This window comes from Neobacillus driksii (assembly GCF_013409995.1).
GTDB classification, from domain to species: Bacteria; Bacillota; Bacilli; order Bacillales; family Cytobacillaceae; genus Neobacillus; species Neobacillus driksii.
This window is the reverse complement of sequence record NZ_JACCBX010000001.1, coordinates 69,889-86,541: the sequence shown is the minus strand read 5'-3', so window position 1 is coordinate 86,541 and position 16,653 is coordinate 69,889. Positions and strand designations below refer to the sequence as shown.

Here is a 16,653-nt window from a genome sequence, read left to right as displayed (position 1 = left end):
CTTTTTTTTGTTACCACTTATGCAGCTGACTTTGTCTTGGTTTTTCCAACTGTTTTGTTAAAGAATGGTACTACCCAGCGGTCTAAACCGATTCTGCCAGCATTGTAACCTGCTGTTAAGATGATGAAGCCTAAGAAAATGTCTGTTGGGTTATGAGATACTGTTCCTGCTAAGAAGAAGCTGAAATTCATTAATAAACCGAAGAACATAGCTGCTGTTGTTAAGCATCCTAGAAGTAGTCCTAAACCGATTAACGTTTCGCCCCAAGGAACGATGAAGTTGAATACATCAATGTTTGGCAAGGCAAAGTGTTTTAAGAAATCTACATACCAAGCATAAACCATAGTGCCATCTGGACCTTTAACGGGATTAGCTGTTGCACCTTTCAAAAATCCTGAAGCGTCAAAGCCGCCTGTAAGTTTATGAAAACCAGCTGTGAACCAAGCGTAACCAAGGTATAACCGAATAACAGTTAAGATAGCTGCAGAGATTTTATTTTCTCTTAAGAATTTGTTAAACATAAGTCATTCCGCCTTTTCATAATTTGTTTGTTCTTTATACTTACACTATATTGGATTTTGATAGTTAATAACATGGGTACAGTGTTAAGTTCACAGTTTGTTTAAAATGTTATGGCGGAATGTTGAACACACTAGATTTAGCGTCGTTGGAGAGCAACTTTAAATTTTCCCCGTTTATAGTATAGGTAGAAACAATCATACGCCTTAATCTCGGTATTACTCTTCTATAAATAACGAAAAAACTCCTTTATCTAGACAGATGACACAATGCCCATTACTACATATAGTACATTATTGGTGGAAAAGTAGGGGGCGATCTTTTGGTTATACATGTTGTCCGGAGCGGAGAATCACTTTGGCAAATTGCCAATCGTTATAATGTGAGTATGAATGGAATTATCGAAGGAAACGGTCTGCAAAACCCAAACCAGCTGGTGGTTGGACAGTCTTTAGTCGTACTAGTACCAGGGACGTGGCACGTCATAAAAAGCGGTGAAACGTTATGGTCCATTTCACAACAATATGGTGTGACAATTAATTCAATTATCCAGGCAAATCAAATCACCAATCCAAATGTTTTGTATCCTGGAACCCGCCTATTAATTCCGTCAAGAATCCACACTATCCAGCCGGGAGAAACGTTATGGCAAGTGGCTAACCGATATGGAGTTACCGTTCAAGCTCTTATCAGCGAGAATCAGATACAAAATCCAAACCTTATTTACCCGGGTTTACAACTCAGAATTCCAGTGCAGAAACCAACCATTGAAGTAAATGCTTATTCCTATCAAGCAGACGCCTCAGGTGCCCAAACCATACATGAACTTGGTGACTTCCTTACGTATGCCAGTCCTTTTGCCTATCTTATTAATGAAAGCGGGGACTTGCAGCCAGTACGCGACGATTTAATGATTCAAGCCGCCATAGCAGAAAACGTCGTACCGATGATGTCGATTACAAACTTTACTTCAACTGCAGCCGGCTCCAATGTAGCCCATACCATTTTGGCTAGTCCGGAAATACGAGAAAAAGTCATTACCAATGTTCTACGGATTATGGAGGAAAAGGGATACCGGGGAGTAAACATTGATTTTGAAAATGTATTACCGGCTGACCGGGTGAATTACAATCAATTTCTTCAGCTCACCGTCGACCGCCTTCATCCACGAGGCTATTTTGTCTCAACCGCCGTAGCTCCAAAATTGAGTGCAACACAAGCCGGTCTGTTATATGAGGCCCATGATTACGAGGCACATGGTCGAATTGCCGATTTCGTTGTGCTCATGACCTATGAGTGGGGATATCGTCTTGGCCCGCCGCAAGCAATCTCACCGGTTAACCAAATGAGACGTGTCGTGGAGTATGCTCTATCAGTCATGCCAGCAGAAAAAATATTCTTAGGATTTCAAATTTATGCTCGAGATTGGCTTACCCCACATGTTCAAGGGCAGGAGGCTGAAACATTTAGTACGCAAGAAGCAGTTGCTCGAGCCGTAAAATACGGTGCCGCCATTCAATATGACACCCTCACCCAATCACCATATTTCCGCTACGTCGATGAACAAGGACGCGGGCATGAAGTTTGGTTTGAAGACGCTCGAAGTGCCCAAGCAAAATTCGACTTGGCAAAAGAATTCAAACTTCGCGGAATCAGTTACTGGGCATTAGGATATCCATATCCGTCAAACTGGACGTTATTAAGAGACAATTTTAATATAAGAAAGTTAAGTCAATAAATTTGGAGTTAATTTGGCAATTTAAAGATTAAACAAAGGCATGATACAATGTGGGGATATAAAAAATGGTTTGATGAATAAAATGGCAACTGTGTCAGAATCAGGGATAATTCTGACAGGCTTGCCGGATTCCGTTGCTTCTGTGTCTGAACCTGGAGCGTCTTCTGACTTCAGTGTGAAAAGAATACAATATTTTTATACTAATTTAACATGTTAAGATTAATAGAAAAATATAAAAAACCGAAGGAAAAATCCTTCGGTTTCTCATTTAATATTTATTAATTTTTTAAGTCAATTTCGACCACAGCATCTTCTTCAGTTACAACTTCAGTTCCTACTTCAATAGCTTCTTGAGCAGGTACTACATCTTCTGCAACCTCTTCAGATCCAACTTCGGTCGTAACTTCAACAGCTTCCTCAGCAGGTACTTCTACTGCTACTGCAAGTACAGCTGAATTCGCTGCTACATGTGCTTTAGCAGTTTCACTTGCTTTTACACTTGCTTGTGACTTTGCTTTGTTTGCCGCAGATGGGTTTACTTTTTCAACCTCAGTTACTTCTGCCTCTTCTTCAACTACTTCGGTTTCTTCTGTTTCAGTATCAACTACTACTGTTTCTTCTTCAGTCACTACTTCTTCAGCAACCTCTTCAGATTCAACACCAGTTTCCACTTCAACAGCTTCCTCAGCAGGTACTTCTACTGCTACTGCAAGTACAGCTGAATTCGCTGCTGCATGTGCTTTAGCAGTTTCACTTGCTTTTACACTTGCTTGTGACTTTGCTTTGTTTGCCGCAGATGGTTTTACTTTTTCAACCTCAGTTACTTCTGCCTCTTCTTCAACTACTTCGGTTTCTTCTGTTTCAGTATCAACTACTACTGTTTCTTCTTCAGTCACTACTTCTTCAGCAACCTCTTCAGATTCAACACCAGTTTCCAATTCAACAGCGTCCTCAGCAGGTACTTCTACTGCTACTGCAAGTACAGCTGAATTCGCTGCTGCATGTGCTTTAGCAGTTTCACTTGCTTTTACACCTGCTTGTGACTTTGCTTTGTTAGCTGCAGATGGGTTTACTTTTTCAACCTCAGTTACTTCTGCCTCTTCTTCAACTACTTCTGTTTCTTCTGTTTCAGTATCAACTACTACTGTTTCTTCTTCAGTCACTACTTCTTCAGCAACCTCTTCAGATTCAACACCAGTTTCCACTTCAACAGCGTCCTCAGCAGGTACTTCTACTGCTACTGCAAGTACAGCCGAATTCGCTGCTGCATGTTCTTTAGCAGTTTCACTTGCTTTTACACTTGCTTGTGACTTTGCTTTGTTAGCCGCAGATGGGTTTACTTTTTCCTCTTCTTCAACAACCTCAGCTTCTTCGTCATCTTCCGTTTTTACAATTGCGTCTGTTTCAAAGTCGACGTTTTCGGAATCTTCATCCTCATCTTCTTCATCTTCAATTCTTACAACTGAATCGGAGTCAGCAGCTGTTTCTTCTTCCTCGTCTTTTGCCGCGTCATCCTCATCTTCTGTTTTTACAGTTACATCTTGATCAACGTCAACCGCTTCTTCAGAATCAGTAGTGGTATCTGCTTCGGTTACATCCGTTGCAGCTTCGGGTTGAAGGTCAATGACAGGTGTGGTTTCCTCAACTGGTTCTTCTTGCTTTACTGCCTCATCCACCACCACATCTTCAGCTTTTTCTCCCTTTCCATGAACAGCTGAATTTGGGGCTGCATGCAATTTTGCATTTTCGCTTGCATGTACGCTTGCCTGCGACTTACTAGCCTTTTCTTTATTAAGCTTTACTTCATCTTTGGCCTGTACTGCTGGTGCTGCTGGTGCTGCTGGTGCTGCCGGTGCTGCCGGAACCACTGGTTTAACCTCCACATTAACCTTTGCGTTATTGGATGGTTTCACTTGAACCGTTTTTTCAGCTTTAGCGTGATCTGGACCTGCTGCTTCAGTAAATTGACCTCCAGCAAAAATTCCAAACGATAATGCTCCTGCAAGTACAAAAGATTTAGCAACTTTATTAGGGTTTAAGTAATGTTTCATTTTTAATTCGCTCCTTTTATTATCATGATCCGTGGCTTTTAGCTGCGGGTGACATTAGTAAATAAAGGAGCTGCCTGCGGCGGCGGTGCTGGCGGAGCATTCACCCATTGAGTATTCATCAAGGCCAACCGGGAAAGGTATGGCTGGGCTAGTTTGATTTCAAAGTAGTGATTCCATTCAAACCATTTATCCAAAAAGCTTAAATTATTTATCCCTTGATTAACCCGATCATTTGATTGACCCCCAGAACTGTTGCTTCTTTGTGATTGATTCAGTACTTGGTTCCCCTTAGGAATCTCTTCCTTCGTGGCAGGTTCTTTCTGTGGCTCCTGCACAACGGATTCTGACATTGTTATGTCTACGTCTTCAGCTTGCAAATACACAGTATCATTTACTGTTTCTGGTTTTACTTTTTCAACATTAACTTCACGATCCGTAACTTGGATAGAATGATTTGGAGTCAACTTTTCTACTGTATGAGTTGCCTCTGCTTGTTCAGGGACATTAACCTGAGCAACATTCTCAGCATTCTTTACCACCGACTTTATGTTTCCATTGGCCTGCTCAGGCAAACTTTTTTCTGATGAAGCCTGATTTTGGGCTGGTCGTTGTTTTGCTTGTACCTGGTTTTCACGAGCCTGTTCAGGAATCGTCTTATTCAGCGATTTCGCTTCTTCAGACTTTGCTGGTACTGCTATTGTCGCTGGTTCTGGAATTGAAGCAGCTTCTGGTACAGATGCCTGCTCTGGTATTGAAACATGTTCCGGTATCGAAGCCGGGGCTTGTCCCTTTTGAGAGCGAAGTTCATTCTTCTCAGCAAAAGCATTGTCTGGAAAAAGCATCGCTGCACCAACCAGTAGTGCAAATATAAGTAATTGGCGGAAGTGCACATTTTCACCCCCTTTCAATGAATATGAATTGTTGCGTTCACGGACAAAATTCGAGCATAATCTTCGTTTTATGTCGTCTTTTCTTAAAAATGCTTCTTTTCACCCAATCACGCTAGAGTTTTTAGGTAATTTTAAGCATTAAAAAAAGACGATTCGGGGGGAACGAATCGTCTTTTTGTACCTATAAGTTAGGCTGCGGCTTTACTTTTTTCAGAATAAGTCTTAGCTGTTTTGCGGATGAATGGTACCACCCAGCGGTCTAAACCATATTTACCAGCGTTGAAGCCTGCTGCTAAGATGATGAAGCCTAAGAAAATATCAGTTGGGTTATGAGATACAGTTCCTGCTAAGAAAAAGCTGAAGTTCATCACTAGACCAAAGAACATAGCCGCTGTTGTTAAACAGCCTAATAGAAGTCCTAAACCGATCAATGTTTCGCCCCAAGGAACGATGAAGTTGAACACATCGATGTTTGGTAAAGCAAAGCTATCTAAGAAATGAACGTACCAGCTATAAACCATGTTGCCATCTGGACCTTTTACTGGATTCGCAATCGCACCTTTTAGGAATCCGGCAGCGTCAAATCCGCCTGTTAATCCGATTTGTCCTCAAGACCCCACATTGAGGACATTTCCTTCTTCGCACTCGTCCGATTTGTCCTCAAGACCCCTAATTGAGGACGAATCCTTTGGGCAGCGAGTACGATTTGTCCTCAACCCCCAGGCATTGAGGACGAATCCCTTGGGCAGCGAGTACGATTTGTCCTCAAGACCCCTATGCCAATAGCCGTAGCCTATTTATTCTGTATTACTGACACCGTTAAAATTCAAAATGCTACGATATCGAGGCGTGTCCCCCACTATTTTGGATGAATTCTAAGAACCCGGAAACGCCGATTTTATTGAAGCGTTGTTGTTTTTTAACAAGCCATAGGTTTCTGGATATGATGACTCCTTCAATACCTACTTCTCTTAATAGTCCAAGCTTCAGCTCTCTAGCAACCGTTAGTCTTGGCAGAATACTGATTCCTAGTCCTGCTTCGACGGCACTTTTGATTGCCTGCGTACTGCCTAATTCCATATAGCTTTCCATTTTTTCTACTATCCCATGTTCTCTTAAGGAGTTCTCCACAATCAATCGTGTTCCTGATCCAGATTCCCGCCAAATCATCCGTTCATGAATCAGCTCTTCAATCTGGATCTGTTCTCCCCACACATGTTCTGGCGAACAAACAACAATGAGTTCATCATCAGCAAATTTCTCAACGATAAATTCCTTATTCTCGACCAGGCCTTCTACCAGGGCCATGTCGATTACATCATTCGATAAATCTTCCAAAACACCTGGGGTATTTTTTATCGTCAACGTCACTTTGATGTCAGGTGTTTGTTTTTTATAACGCCCCAATAAGCTCGGTAATAAATACTCACCGATCGTAAAAGATGCACCGACATGAAGATTTGTATGATACTCACCCATTGCCTGTTTGATGCTTTCCTTGGAACGATGAAAATCATGAACGATGGATTTAGCAAACGGATATAACATTTTTCCAGCTCCTGTTACCTTCAGCTTTCCATCACTCCGGTCAAATAACAATGCACCATAAAAATTTTCCAGTTGGTGAATCTGTCTTGTTACAGCAGGCTGAGAGACATAGCTTAATCTTGCAGCCTGACTAATACTTCCTTCATCTACGACTAAACAAAACATTTGCAGACTCTCTATATTCAAAAAACTCAACCTCCACAAAACAACTATCTTCTCTAGTATTATATTCCACAGGCTATACGTTTTGGTTATAGCCTATAAATTTATTGCAATTTACCCATCAAGTCAGGTCTGATAACCTTAGTATATAGATTCGTATTCCCGCACAGGAGGGATAAAAATGAAGGAACGTTGGAAAGCACTAATTGAAATCTTTTGGACCTTTTTTAAAATAAGCCCTGTTACATTTGGAGGGGGCTTTGCCATGGTCCCTCTAATTGTAAGAGAAATAGTAGAAAAGCGAAAATGGCTGGACAGCGAGGAAGTGGCAGATGTGTTTGCCCTATCACAATCGATACCCGGATCGGTGGCCATTAACTCGGCCACTTTTATTGGCTATAGAATTGGCGGAGTTAAAGGAGCACTAGCCGCAATGATCGGGGTTTCGCTTCCCACTTTTTTAATCGTTCTCGCTTTAGGAGTGTCCTACCTTTTCATTCATGATCATCCAAAGCTAGAAGCGGCATTTGTATCGATAAGAATCAGCATTGTAGCCATTATTATCTATGCAGCCATCAAAATCGCCAAAACGGCGATCGTTGACAAAACCACCTTCTTTATTACGCTTGCAGGGGTTCCGGTATTGTTTTTTGTTCATCCAACCACTGCCATTCTGCTCGGAGCCTTAACCGGTGTTGTAGTGGTTTTTTCAAAGAAAAAAATGGGCTACAAACATAAGAAGAGTAAGGATCCTGCCAAGAACCCTGATTATTTTATGGGGGCTGGAATCTAAGAACAAGGAGGACTAAGCATGGAGTTATGGGAACTATTCCACACATTTTTTCACATGGGGTTTTTCTCCTTTGGAGGAGGATACGCAATGATGCCCTTTATCGAAGCAGCAGTTACAAAATACGGCTGGATGTCCCCCGAACAGTTAACCAATATGATCGCTATTGCTGGTATGTCTCCAGGACCAATTGCTGCCAATAGTGCAATTCTAATAGGTTATTCAACAGCAGGAATCAGCGGCGCCATTCTATCTGCCTTTGCCATCTTGCTTCCCTCTTTGATTTTAGTCCTAATTGCAGCTGCCTTTTTTGTAAAAATGCATCACAATCCCTTGGTAGAAGCGATGTTCTATGGGTTAAAGCCGCTTGTTACTAGTTTAATTATCTTCGCCGCGATAAGTTTTGCAGAGGCCAATCACCTTGTTTCCTTAAATGGCTCTTTTCGTTCCATAAGCTTATGGATTATCTTTGCACTATCCTTATTCGCCTTATTAAAACTTCGTTGGAATCCCATTTATGTAATTGCCCTTTCCGGGCTAATAGGAATAACACTCTATTCTTGATCATACTTATTTTAAATATCAAAAGGCCGGTTCTTGATGAACAGGCCATTTTACTAGCTTAAGAAGATACAAGATTATTACGGTTATGAACCTTATCAAACCAGGAGCTCGCTGATTCTTTCAAAACGACATTAAGTTCTTCAATATTCTTTTTGCCCACGACTTGTAACCATTCACGACCTGCTTGTTCTCCACCAGAAGCAAAAGGGGCAACACCGTCTTTCCAGGTTGCACGGCCGCATAATACGCCATTAAAACTGGAACCAGATTTCTTAGCAAATTTCAAGGTCTCTTGGAATAACTCAGCACTTACTCCGGCACTTAAAAAAATAAACGGCAGGTCTGTTGCCTCACTTTGTTCTTTAAAATACGCTGCAGCTTCTTCTTGACTATAGATCGTTTCACCTTCAGTGTAACCTTCAACAAAGTTCATGTTGACAGGAACTTCTACTTTTAAGACATCCACATGGTACTGCGGTTTGGAAAATTCCCTCATCGCCTCAATCACCTTATGCGGCTTTACTTTTGCATACTCTTTACTTTTTACATCTTCATTTTCGGCGTCATAAGATACGATTTCTAAGAAAAACGGAATATCTTCAGCCACACACTCCGCTCCGACTCGTTCCATATAAACATGTTTATAATCATTGATTTTCTCGTTTTCATCTACATCATAATACAATAAAAATTTAACAGCATCGGCCCCTGCCTCTTTTAATCGTTTGACGGACCATTCCGGTAATAAATCAGGCAGACGGCCCACGGCAGTAGCGTCATATCCTGTCTTTTCATAGGCAACTAATAATCCAGCGTCTTTACTGCGGGCTTTAGCCGCCGGAAGTCCAAATTCTGGATCTAATAGAATCGCAGTTGAGTAGGGTGTTAATTCTTCAGAAACCAATTCTTTAAAGGTGATGATGCCTTCATCCCCGACATCATTCGTACTTCCCGCTGCAATCATTTTTTTTAATGACCCGCGCTGGTCAATCGCTAAAGCTCCTATTACACCATTTTCATCTGATAAACGTTTTAAAGCTGCTAATTTGTTTTGTGTTACTTCTAACATCGTTATTCCCCCTATCAATCTATTCTTTCAACCATTACCAAATCATAATACTGGTCAAACTTGGTCATGTTTATTGAACCGGTTCCTGCTTCCATCGTATTAAGCATTCCTGTCGTCATAGCTGTTTTAAGAACTTCCTCGACAGGCAAATTGAGTTTCAGTGCCACCGCTAACCCTGCAACGGTAGCATCTCCAGAGCCGACTGGATTCACCACGTCTATTTTTGGGATGGTAATCCGGTAGTCATCACCATCATGCCTTACAAAGGCACCATGCTTACCCATCGAGACGACAATCCAGTCAATTCCTTTAAACAACTCCTGATCCAAAGCATGTTTCAAACTGCCTATCCTGCCATCTACCTCAAAGCCAAGCAGTTGAGACAATTCCTCCGTATTGGGCTTAATCGCTAATGGTTTTTCTTTATGTAACAAGGCTTTTCTTAATGATTCACCAGAGGTGTCCAATAGTACAGGAACCCCTTTTTTCTGACTCATCGTTAACATTTTTTTATAAAAGTCGGCCTCCAGCCCCTTTGGTAAACTGCCTGAAATCGTCACAAATGTAACCTTAGACAACAGGTCATTAAATTTCCCTAAAAAATCTGCCCCTTCTTCTTTCGTTAAGGTTGGCCCAGATTCTAAAATTTCTGTTTGCATGCCTTCATGAAGAATAGCGATACAATTTCTCGATTCTTTTTCAATTTTTAAAAAGTCACTGGGAATATCGCTTTTCTTTAATTCTTGGACGATGTAGTCACCGAGTGTTCCGCCGAGTACACCCGTTGCCAAGACATCTTCTTCCATTTGTGTGATCACGCGGGCAACATTCAGGCCTTTGCCGCCCGCCGTTTTCCGAACATTTTCCACACGATTCACTCCATCTAACTTGAATTCATGGAGGTGATAGGAAATATCAACGGATGGATTCATGGTGACCGCTAAAATCATCGCACTCCCTCTTTCTGTACTTGATAACGGCATACTCCATCAAGGTACGTTGCCATTAACCCCAAATCAGGAGTTAATACGATAAAGTCGGCACCATAGCCCGTGGCAATCTTCCCGCATTCGCCTTCCATCCCAATACTTTTAGCAGGAGCTGTACTCGCCATATAGATGGCTTCCTCCGGTGTTGCAATTCCCCATTCAACGACATTTTTAACGGCATCCTTTAATTGTAAAATACTGCCTGCTAAACTGCCGCCTGCGATTCGGGCAGCCCCGTCCTTCACCTCTACAGGAAATTCCCCCAGCTGATAGTTTCCCTCCGGCATGCCTCCAGCCATCATACAATCAGTCACCAGCAGGGTTTGGTCTCTTCCGCGGGCATTCATTAAGATGTTGGCGGCAGCAGGATGAACATGGTGTCCATCACAAATGATTTCGGCAAAAACATCTTTTAGATTTATTGCTGCACCAGCCATCCCCGGCTCACGATGGTGCAGGGGACTCATGCCATTGAAGGTATGAACAAATATGATTGCGCCTTTTTCAACTGCATGTTGTGCTTGTTCATACGTTGCATCGCTATGTGCTAACGCCACCGCAATTTCTTCGCTGGCGGCATATTCAATAAATTCTGCTGCACCCTTTCTTTCAGGGGCAATCGCAATTTTTCTAACCAATTGTTTGGATTGTTTCTGCCATGTTTTTAATTTTTCAATCGAGGGATCACAGAAATATTTCGTGTTTTGCGCCCCTTTATGTTTTTCGGTAAAAAACGGCCCTTCTAAAAAAATTCCTTTAATTTTTGCTCCACGAACTTTTGTGTAGTGGGTACCAATCATTTCAACTATAGTATTCAGTGCTTCAGTGGATGAGGTTAAGGTTGTCGGTAAAAAGGATGTTACTCCGCAGGAAAGAAGCCCTTCAGAAATCTGATTCAGCCCTTCAAAATCACAGTCCATAATATCGTGATTTCGAAATCCATGAATATGTGTATCTACTAAACCAGGAGCAATCCAGTGACCTGTATAATCAATGACTTCTGCAGCCTTATCTGGCATTTCCTTCGAGAAATCGCCGAATCTTCCGTCTTTTATTTTTAAAAAACCAGGACCTGTAACCGTCCCATCTAGAAAAAACTTATCTGCATAGATATAACGTACCATGCCTATTTCCCCTATCATGTTACTGATATTCGTAAATCGTTACGCCTTTAACAACCCGGTTTACCGTTCCTGTCGGAGATGGGGTATCTGGCGTATTACCAACCTTTATCGAAGTCAGCAAAGAAATTGTTTGTCCAATCATGACAAAAGGTAATGCCAAGTATGCATCTGGTATGGACCCGGCCTCGCTGCCAAATGAGAATGTGTTCCCATCATAATTGATTTCTCCATCCACACCGATGGCACAAATGTAGCTGGCAATGTTATCCTGCTGCATTTCTTTTAAAATATCTAAATCGTATTTACGTGTATAGGGATGGTTAGAAACAAATACAAACACCAATGATTTTTCATTGACAAAGGATTTAGGGCCGTGGCGGAACCCCAACGGTGAATCATAGGCGGTGACTATTTTTCCCGCGGTTAACTCTAGTATTTTTAATTGCGATTCTCTTGCTAATCCTTCTAAACTGCCAGACCCTAGGTAAATGATTCTGTCAAAATGACAATCAATTATTTCTTGAATGGCTTCTTCCCTTCGAATGACACTTTCACCCATTTGACAAATGGTTTTCACGATTGACCCTTTCTCTTCCACTGACAAAGGATCAAAAACAAGTAAGGCTGTTAACGCCATGCAAGTATAACTTCCGGTCATGGCAAATCCCTGATCATTCGATTTCTCAGGCATCAATAGTAATAAATGATTCTCATCACCTTTTGCCAGTTGTGCTAATTTACCATCCTTCGCACATGTAATCGTCAACTGATACAAGTCGGTTACAATTTGCTCAGCTAATTGTACGGCGGCCACACTTTCCGGGCTGTTGCCACTTCTAGCAAACGAAACCAGTAATGTTGGAAAATCAGCTTTTAAAAACTGATAAGGATTTGACACCAAATCGGTCGTCGGAATACTTAGCATTTCCCACTTGTTTTCATCAATTTTTCCTTTTAGATAAGGTGTGACAGTTTCACCGACATAAGCAGATGTCCCAGCGCCTGTAAAAATGACTCGAACCCTGGCGTGCTTCATTGATAATTTCAGGAAAAACTCTTCTATCTCTCTGCTTTTTTCTGTAAACAAGGCATAGGCTTCACCCCATAGCTCTGGCTGTTGTTTTATTTCTGCCGTTGTGACCGATGCACCTAATGGCACTAATTTTTCACTGCTTAATGTAAACATAACCACTCACTCCTTATTAGATTCTCTCGAATACTCGCAATCCTGCACCAACAACCCCATTATTTTGCGCCAGTGTACTGATGCTCATTTGGTCTAATAGGTGCTGCTGTTCAGAAATTTGATAGGTTTTTAGCTTTTCTTTGATTAACTCAAGCAGAAAAGGATTATTCACGATGACACTGCCGCCAAATACCATTTTGTGCGGATCTATTAAACTAGAAATGGAATAGAGCCCTTGTGCTAAATGATTGGCCGCCTCATCGATAATGGACTGGAATTCCTTTGACCCGTTTACATATCCAGTAAAAACATCCTTGGTTGGAATCCCCGCTATATTCTGAATCCCTGGACCGGCAGCGATTTTTTCCAGCCGTTCATTGCCCTCTTTCGAAAGAACCGGAATCAACCCCAACTCACCGGCGAATCCGGCTCCTCTCAAAAAGAAACCATTATGGATGATACAACAGGAGATACCTGTACTGATCGTCACGTAAACAAAGGTTTCATTCATTTGGCCTTGTGTCGTTTTCCACTCGGCAAATGCGGCCATATAGACATCGTTGTCAATGGTGATTGGCTTGGCGCCAAATTGTTCCCGTAATCGTGCGGCAATCGGAAACTGCTGCCAAGGCAAATTGTTTTGAAAAATAGCGATACCGTTCTCGCGATCAACTTTTCCTGGTACCCCGGCGCCGATACCTTCAATCTCTGACAACAATGTTCCTTTAAGAACTTGTTCTACCGCTGTTACTACTTGTTTAAACATACTTTCTCGGTCGGAAGGATCACTTTTCACTTCCTGCTGGTGAAGCAATTCTCCCGATTCCGAAATGATTCCGGCTGCAATCTTTGTCCCGCCTATATCAATCCCGATGGCCTTTTTCATTTTTCTGCACCTCTAATTAATATTATGTCAACCTATCATATAGATGGGTTGTTGGTACAAGTATTATTCAATAAAAACTCATAGTCAAAATACTATGAGTTTCCAAACCACACATACAATCTAATTATTAATTATTTTATATCAAACCTACTTGTTGGGTCAACCCGACATATAGATTCTTTTTGGTTGTTCTTTTTTAAAACAAATAATCCAATATATACCCAGGGGCAGGATTATGAAACTTGTTAGCCAATAACTCCATTTAACTCCAAATTCATCCATTATAATAAAACTAATTAAAGGTCCTAGGGCAGCACCAACATCTGAAAATAATGTATATAATGCAATGATTGTTACGTGTGATTGGCTTTCTGTGAGGTCTGCTGCAATCGTGTCACTCATTGTTATTAATAAGGTTGACGTTAACTGGAACAGCAATATCATTCCTATAAATAAACCTACAGATAAATCTAAAGGGAAAACTGCGAAGCATAATGAAGCCGTTAACAATCCTAAAATTAAAATAGGGATTCTCCCCCACTTTAGGTCGGAACATTTTCCAAGATAAGGTGCAAGGAAGGGTTCCCAACCTGTTCGAATAGCCTGAAATATACCTGTCAATGATGCTGCACCTATTGAAAATCCTAATATAACCATTTTTTGATCAATATGAAATTCCACTATTTTACTAAAAGTGGAAGTAAAAACTCCATATACAGCAAAAGCAACTACTAAACCGGTAATAAAAGCTGATACTACTCTTTTATCTTTCCATATGACCAAGGTGTTTTTCTTATCAAAATTTTTCCTTACTTCGATTGTCTTTGTGTTGGGAACATGTTTTACAATAAACGGAAGACTGCAAGCACCCATAACTGAAAACAAAGTAGTCACTGTCTGAATGCCAATAAGATCAGAAAAAAATCCGCCTAGTAACATCCCGAATAATGTTCCAAGTCCCCAAAGTCCGTTATATAAACCGACATATTGTCCTCTTGTTTTGGAGTCGGAGCAAGAAATAATCGTTAAATACCCGCCTAATCGAAAAAATGACCACGATATTCCCCATATGCACCGAGCAAATAAAAGCAGCCAAAATCCTTTTAATACACCATAGGAAAATGTCGAAATAACTGCCAAAATGACAGCAATCATTAAACCTTTTCGTTTGCTGGTCCTTTGATAGCAAAACCCGACTAATGAGTTAAGTGGAATTCTAATAATCCGATTCGCGGATAATAGGATCCCAACCTGCCAAAGGGAGTTTAGACCAAAAAATTCCCAATAAATAGGAAGAACAATAAACAGCATCTCATTTCCCAATAAACAAACAGCCGTGACCAGAGCAATGACAACAATAGGTTTTTTTGAAGGAGTATCTTCAATCATCAGATGTGTTATTCCCTTCTTTATAGACCAAAAAAGTTAATATTCGATGTTTAATTGATATTCTTGAATCCATTGCTTATTCGTAAAATCCCGCCCCAAAATGAATACCCGATCCTTAAATACTTGTATATATAATCCCTGACTTCCAAATGAATCGATAACCGTTTCTCCTCCTGCTCCATCAGGTCCCCATGTATTATATACAGCACCTGTGTTTATCATATTAAAAGGCGTATCTACAAACATCTTTGGAAAACGAAGATCAAAATGGGAATGTCCTGAAAAATAGAATACGTTTTTACAGCCTGATAAAATATTCAATAAATCCTGATCTTGAATAATACTATTTTGATAGTATTCTATATCTGTTCCAAATAAAGTAAATGGTATAGGCTGATGCAAAAAAACAAAAACTGGTTTCGTATCATGTTTCGACTTATCTATTTTTCCTTTTAACCAATTGATTTGTTCATCGCTTAAGACAGCTGAATCTTTCGTAGGACTTCCAATAGGTCCCCAGCTTTCTGTTCCTAAAAATAGGAAGGTATGATTACCTATTTCTTTATCGTAATAAACTTTTTCGAGATGACTAAACGCTAAAAATCGGCCTATTGAAGGTTCATTACCATCGTTTTTAAAGAATTCATGGTTTCCTATTGTGAAAAAAACGTCCTTTGGATGTGGCCCGTTATCCAAAATCTCCCTGATTTTTTTATAACTTTCTGCCTTCCCATCATCAACTAAATCACCATTAATAATTAAAGCTGAGGCATCTAAATCTATTTCATGCAAATCCCGTAAAGCATGGGCAAATTTTTGATGTGAAATTTCGTTTTGGCAAGTTAACTGGATATCGCTAATAACAAAAAATGAAAACAGAGGTTTATTTGTACTCATCGAATCCCCCTTAAATAATGATTGCTTAACCTTAAACAAGGAACTTACCTATTTATTTTCCGCCTGTTACAGCAATTCCTTCAATAAATTGTTTTTGCAGGATGATGAATAAAATCAACATTGGCAGGATAGCTAAAAAGGATCCAGCCATTAGGATCGGATAGTTGGTTAAATATTGACCTTGGAGCGATGACAATCCGGCAGAAAGTGTCATAGATTCTGGAGAACTATTCACAATCATTGGCCACATTAGTTCATTCCAACTCCAAAGAGTAGTGAAAATACCTAATGCAATCAAACCAGGTTTCGCAAGGGGTAGCATTATCTTCCAATAAATTTGGAAGTGATTGCAGCCATCCAGTCTAGCTGCCTCTTCTAGTTCTTTTGGGAGCCCCATAAAGAATTGACGCAGCAGGAATGTACCGAAGGCGCTAAACAATCCAGGGACAATGACAGCTTGCAATGAATTCAACCAACCCAATTTCACCATAATCATATATTGAGGCAACAAAAACACTTGCCCAGGAACCATTAGAACAGATAACGCCAGGATAAACAAAATATTCCTGCCCGGAAATTCAATTCGGGCAAAAGCATAGGCAGCCAACGAACAGAGAAACAATTGCCCGACTGTTCTTAAGACCGTAACAATAACGGTATTATACATAAATTTGAAAAAAGGCAGCAGTCCAAAAACCTCTTTGTAATTCCCCCATTGGAAATCTTCCGGAATAATCACTGGTGGAACCTGAATAGACTCGGCATAGGTCTTTAATGAGGTTAAGATCATCCATAAAAAAGGTACGACCATTGCCACCGATCCAACAATGAGGACTAAATGGATAAGGAAT

The 16,653-nt window shown here is 40.7% G+C and carries 15 protein-coding genes and 1 pseudogene; 3 read left to right on the top strand and 13 right to left on the bottom strand.

The window, feature by feature from the left end:
- Nucleotides 1-17 precede the first annotated feature (17 nt).
- Nucleotides 18-521, bottom strand: a complete 504-nt coding sequence (locus F4694_RS00460) for a DoxX family membrane protein (protein WP_179594940.1) — start codon at nucleotides 519-521, stop codon at nucleotides 18-20.
- Nucleotides 522-841: 320 nt separating this feature from the next.
- Here F4694_RS00460 and F4694_RS00455 point away from each other — a divergent pair, with 320 nt between their 5' ends.
- The gene (locus tag F4694_RS00455; protein ID WP_179594939.1) at nucleotides 842-2,257 is read left to right on the top strand and encodes a LysM peptidoglycan-binding domain-containing protein; all 1,416 of its coding nucleotides are present in this window, start codon (nucleotides 842-844) and stop codon (nucleotides 2,255-2,257) included.
- 278 nt (nucleotides 2,258-2,535) lie between these two features.
- Here F4694_RS00455 and F4694_RS00450 read toward each other — a convergent pair whose 3' ends face one another.
- From F4694_RS00450 to F4694_RS00435, 4 genes and pseudogenes are all read right to left on the bottom strand, one after another.
- On the bottom strand, nucleotides 2,536-4,308 hold the full coding sequence (locus F4694_RS00450) for a hypothetical protein (RefSeq protein ID WP_179594938.1): 1,773 nt from the start codon (nucleotides 4,306-4,308) through the stop codon (nucleotides 2,536-2,538).
- A 38-nt stretch (nucleotides 4,309-4,346) separates the two neighbouring features.
- Nucleotides 4,347-5,198: a hypothetical protein gene (locus tag F4694_RS00445; protein WP_179594937.1), complete on the bottom strand. Its 852-nt coding sequence runs from the start codon at nucleotides 5,196-5,198 to the stop codon at nucleotides 4,347-4,349.
- 188 nt (nucleotides 5,199-5,386) lie between these two features.
- Nucleotides 5,387-5,794 (bottom strand): annotated as a pseudogene (locus tag F4694_RS00440) (Crp/Fnr family transcriptional regulator); the annotation flags it as partial.
- A gap of 238 nt (nucleotides 5,795-6,032) precedes the next feature.
- Nucleotides 6,033-6,932, bottom strand: a complete 900-nt coding sequence (locus F4694_RS00435) for a LysR family transcriptional regulator (protein WP_179594936.1) — start codon at nucleotides 6,930-6,932, stop codon at nucleotides 6,033-6,035.
- 157 nt (nucleotides 6,933-7,089) lie between these two features.
- On the opposite strand from F4694_RS00435, the gene F4694_RS00430 reads away from it, so the two are divergent.
- The gene (locus tag F4694_RS00430) at nucleotides 7,090-7,701 is read left to right on the top strand and encodes a chromate transporter (protein ID WP_179594935.1); all 612 of its coding nucleotides are present in this window, start codon (nucleotides 7,090-7,092) and stop codon (nucleotides 7,699-7,701) included.
- An 18-nt stretch (nucleotides 7,702-7,719) separates the two neighbouring features.
- On the top strand, nucleotides 7,720-8,262 hold the full coding sequence (locus tag F4694_RS00425) for a chromate transporter (RefSeq protein ID WP_179594934.1): 543 nt from the start codon (nucleotides 7,720-7,722) through the stop codon (nucleotides 8,260-8,262).
- A gap of 58 nt (nucleotides 8,263-8,320) precedes the next feature.
- Here F4694_RS00425 and lacD read toward each other — a convergent pair whose 3' ends face one another.
- The 8 genes from lacD to F4694_RS00385 form a co-directional block, all read right to left on the bottom strand.
- Complete coding sequence (gene lacD / locus F4694_RS00420) at nucleotides 8,321-9,331, bottom strand: tagatose-bisphosphate aldolase (RefSeq protein ID WP_179594933.1); 1,011 nt, start codon at nucleotides 9,329-9,331, stop codon at nucleotides 8,321-8,323.
- Between the two features lie 14 nt (nucleotides 9,332-9,345).
- Nucleotides 9,346-10,281 carry a tagatose-6-phosphate kinase gene (lacC, locus tag F4694_RS00415; protein ID WP_179594932.1) on the bottom strand — a complete coding sequence of 312 codons (936 nt, stop codon included), beginning with the start codon at nucleotides 10,279-10,281 and terminating at the stop codon, nucleotides 9,346-9,348.
- A complete protein-coding gene (gene nagA, locus F4694_RS00410) occupies nucleotides 10,278-11,444 on the bottom strand; it encodes an N-acetylglucosamine-6-phosphate deacetylase (RefSeq protein WP_179594931.1) in 1,167 nt (388 codons plus the stop codon). Before nagA ends, lacC begins: the two co-directional genes overlap by 4 nt.
- A gap of 19 nt (nucleotides 11,445-11,463) precedes the next feature.
- Entirely contained in the window at nucleotides 11,464-12,630 is a 1,167-nt protein-coding gene (locus tag F4694_RS00405) for an SIS domain-containing protein (RefSeq protein WP_179594930.1), read from the bottom strand.
- 16 nt (nucleotides 12,631-12,646) lie between these two features.
- Complete coding sequence (locus F4694_RS00400; protein ID WP_179594929.1) at nucleotides 12,647-13,516, bottom strand: ROK family protein; 870 nt, start codon at nucleotides 13,514-13,516, stop codon at nucleotides 12,647-12,649.
- Nucleotides 13,517-13,675: 159 nt separating this feature from the next.
- On the bottom strand, nucleotides 13,676-14,905 hold the full coding sequence (locus F4694_RS00395; protein WP_179594928.1) for an MFS transporter: 1,230 nt from the start codon (nucleotides 14,903-14,905) through the stop codon (nucleotides 13,676-13,678).
- 36 nt (nucleotides 14,906-14,941) lie between these two features.
- A complete protein-coding gene (locus F4694_RS00390) occupies nucleotides 14,942-15,802 on the bottom strand; it encodes a metallophosphoesterase family protein (protein ID WP_179594927.1) in 861 nt (286 codons plus the stop codon).
- 52 nt (nucleotides 15,803-15,854) lie between these two features.
- A complete protein-coding gene (locus tag F4694_RS00385; protein ID WP_257029094.1) occupies nucleotides 15,855-16,613 on the bottom strand; it encodes a carbohydrate ABC transporter permease in 759 nt (252 codons plus the stop codon).
- Nucleotides 16,614-16,653: the final 40 nt, after the last annotated feature.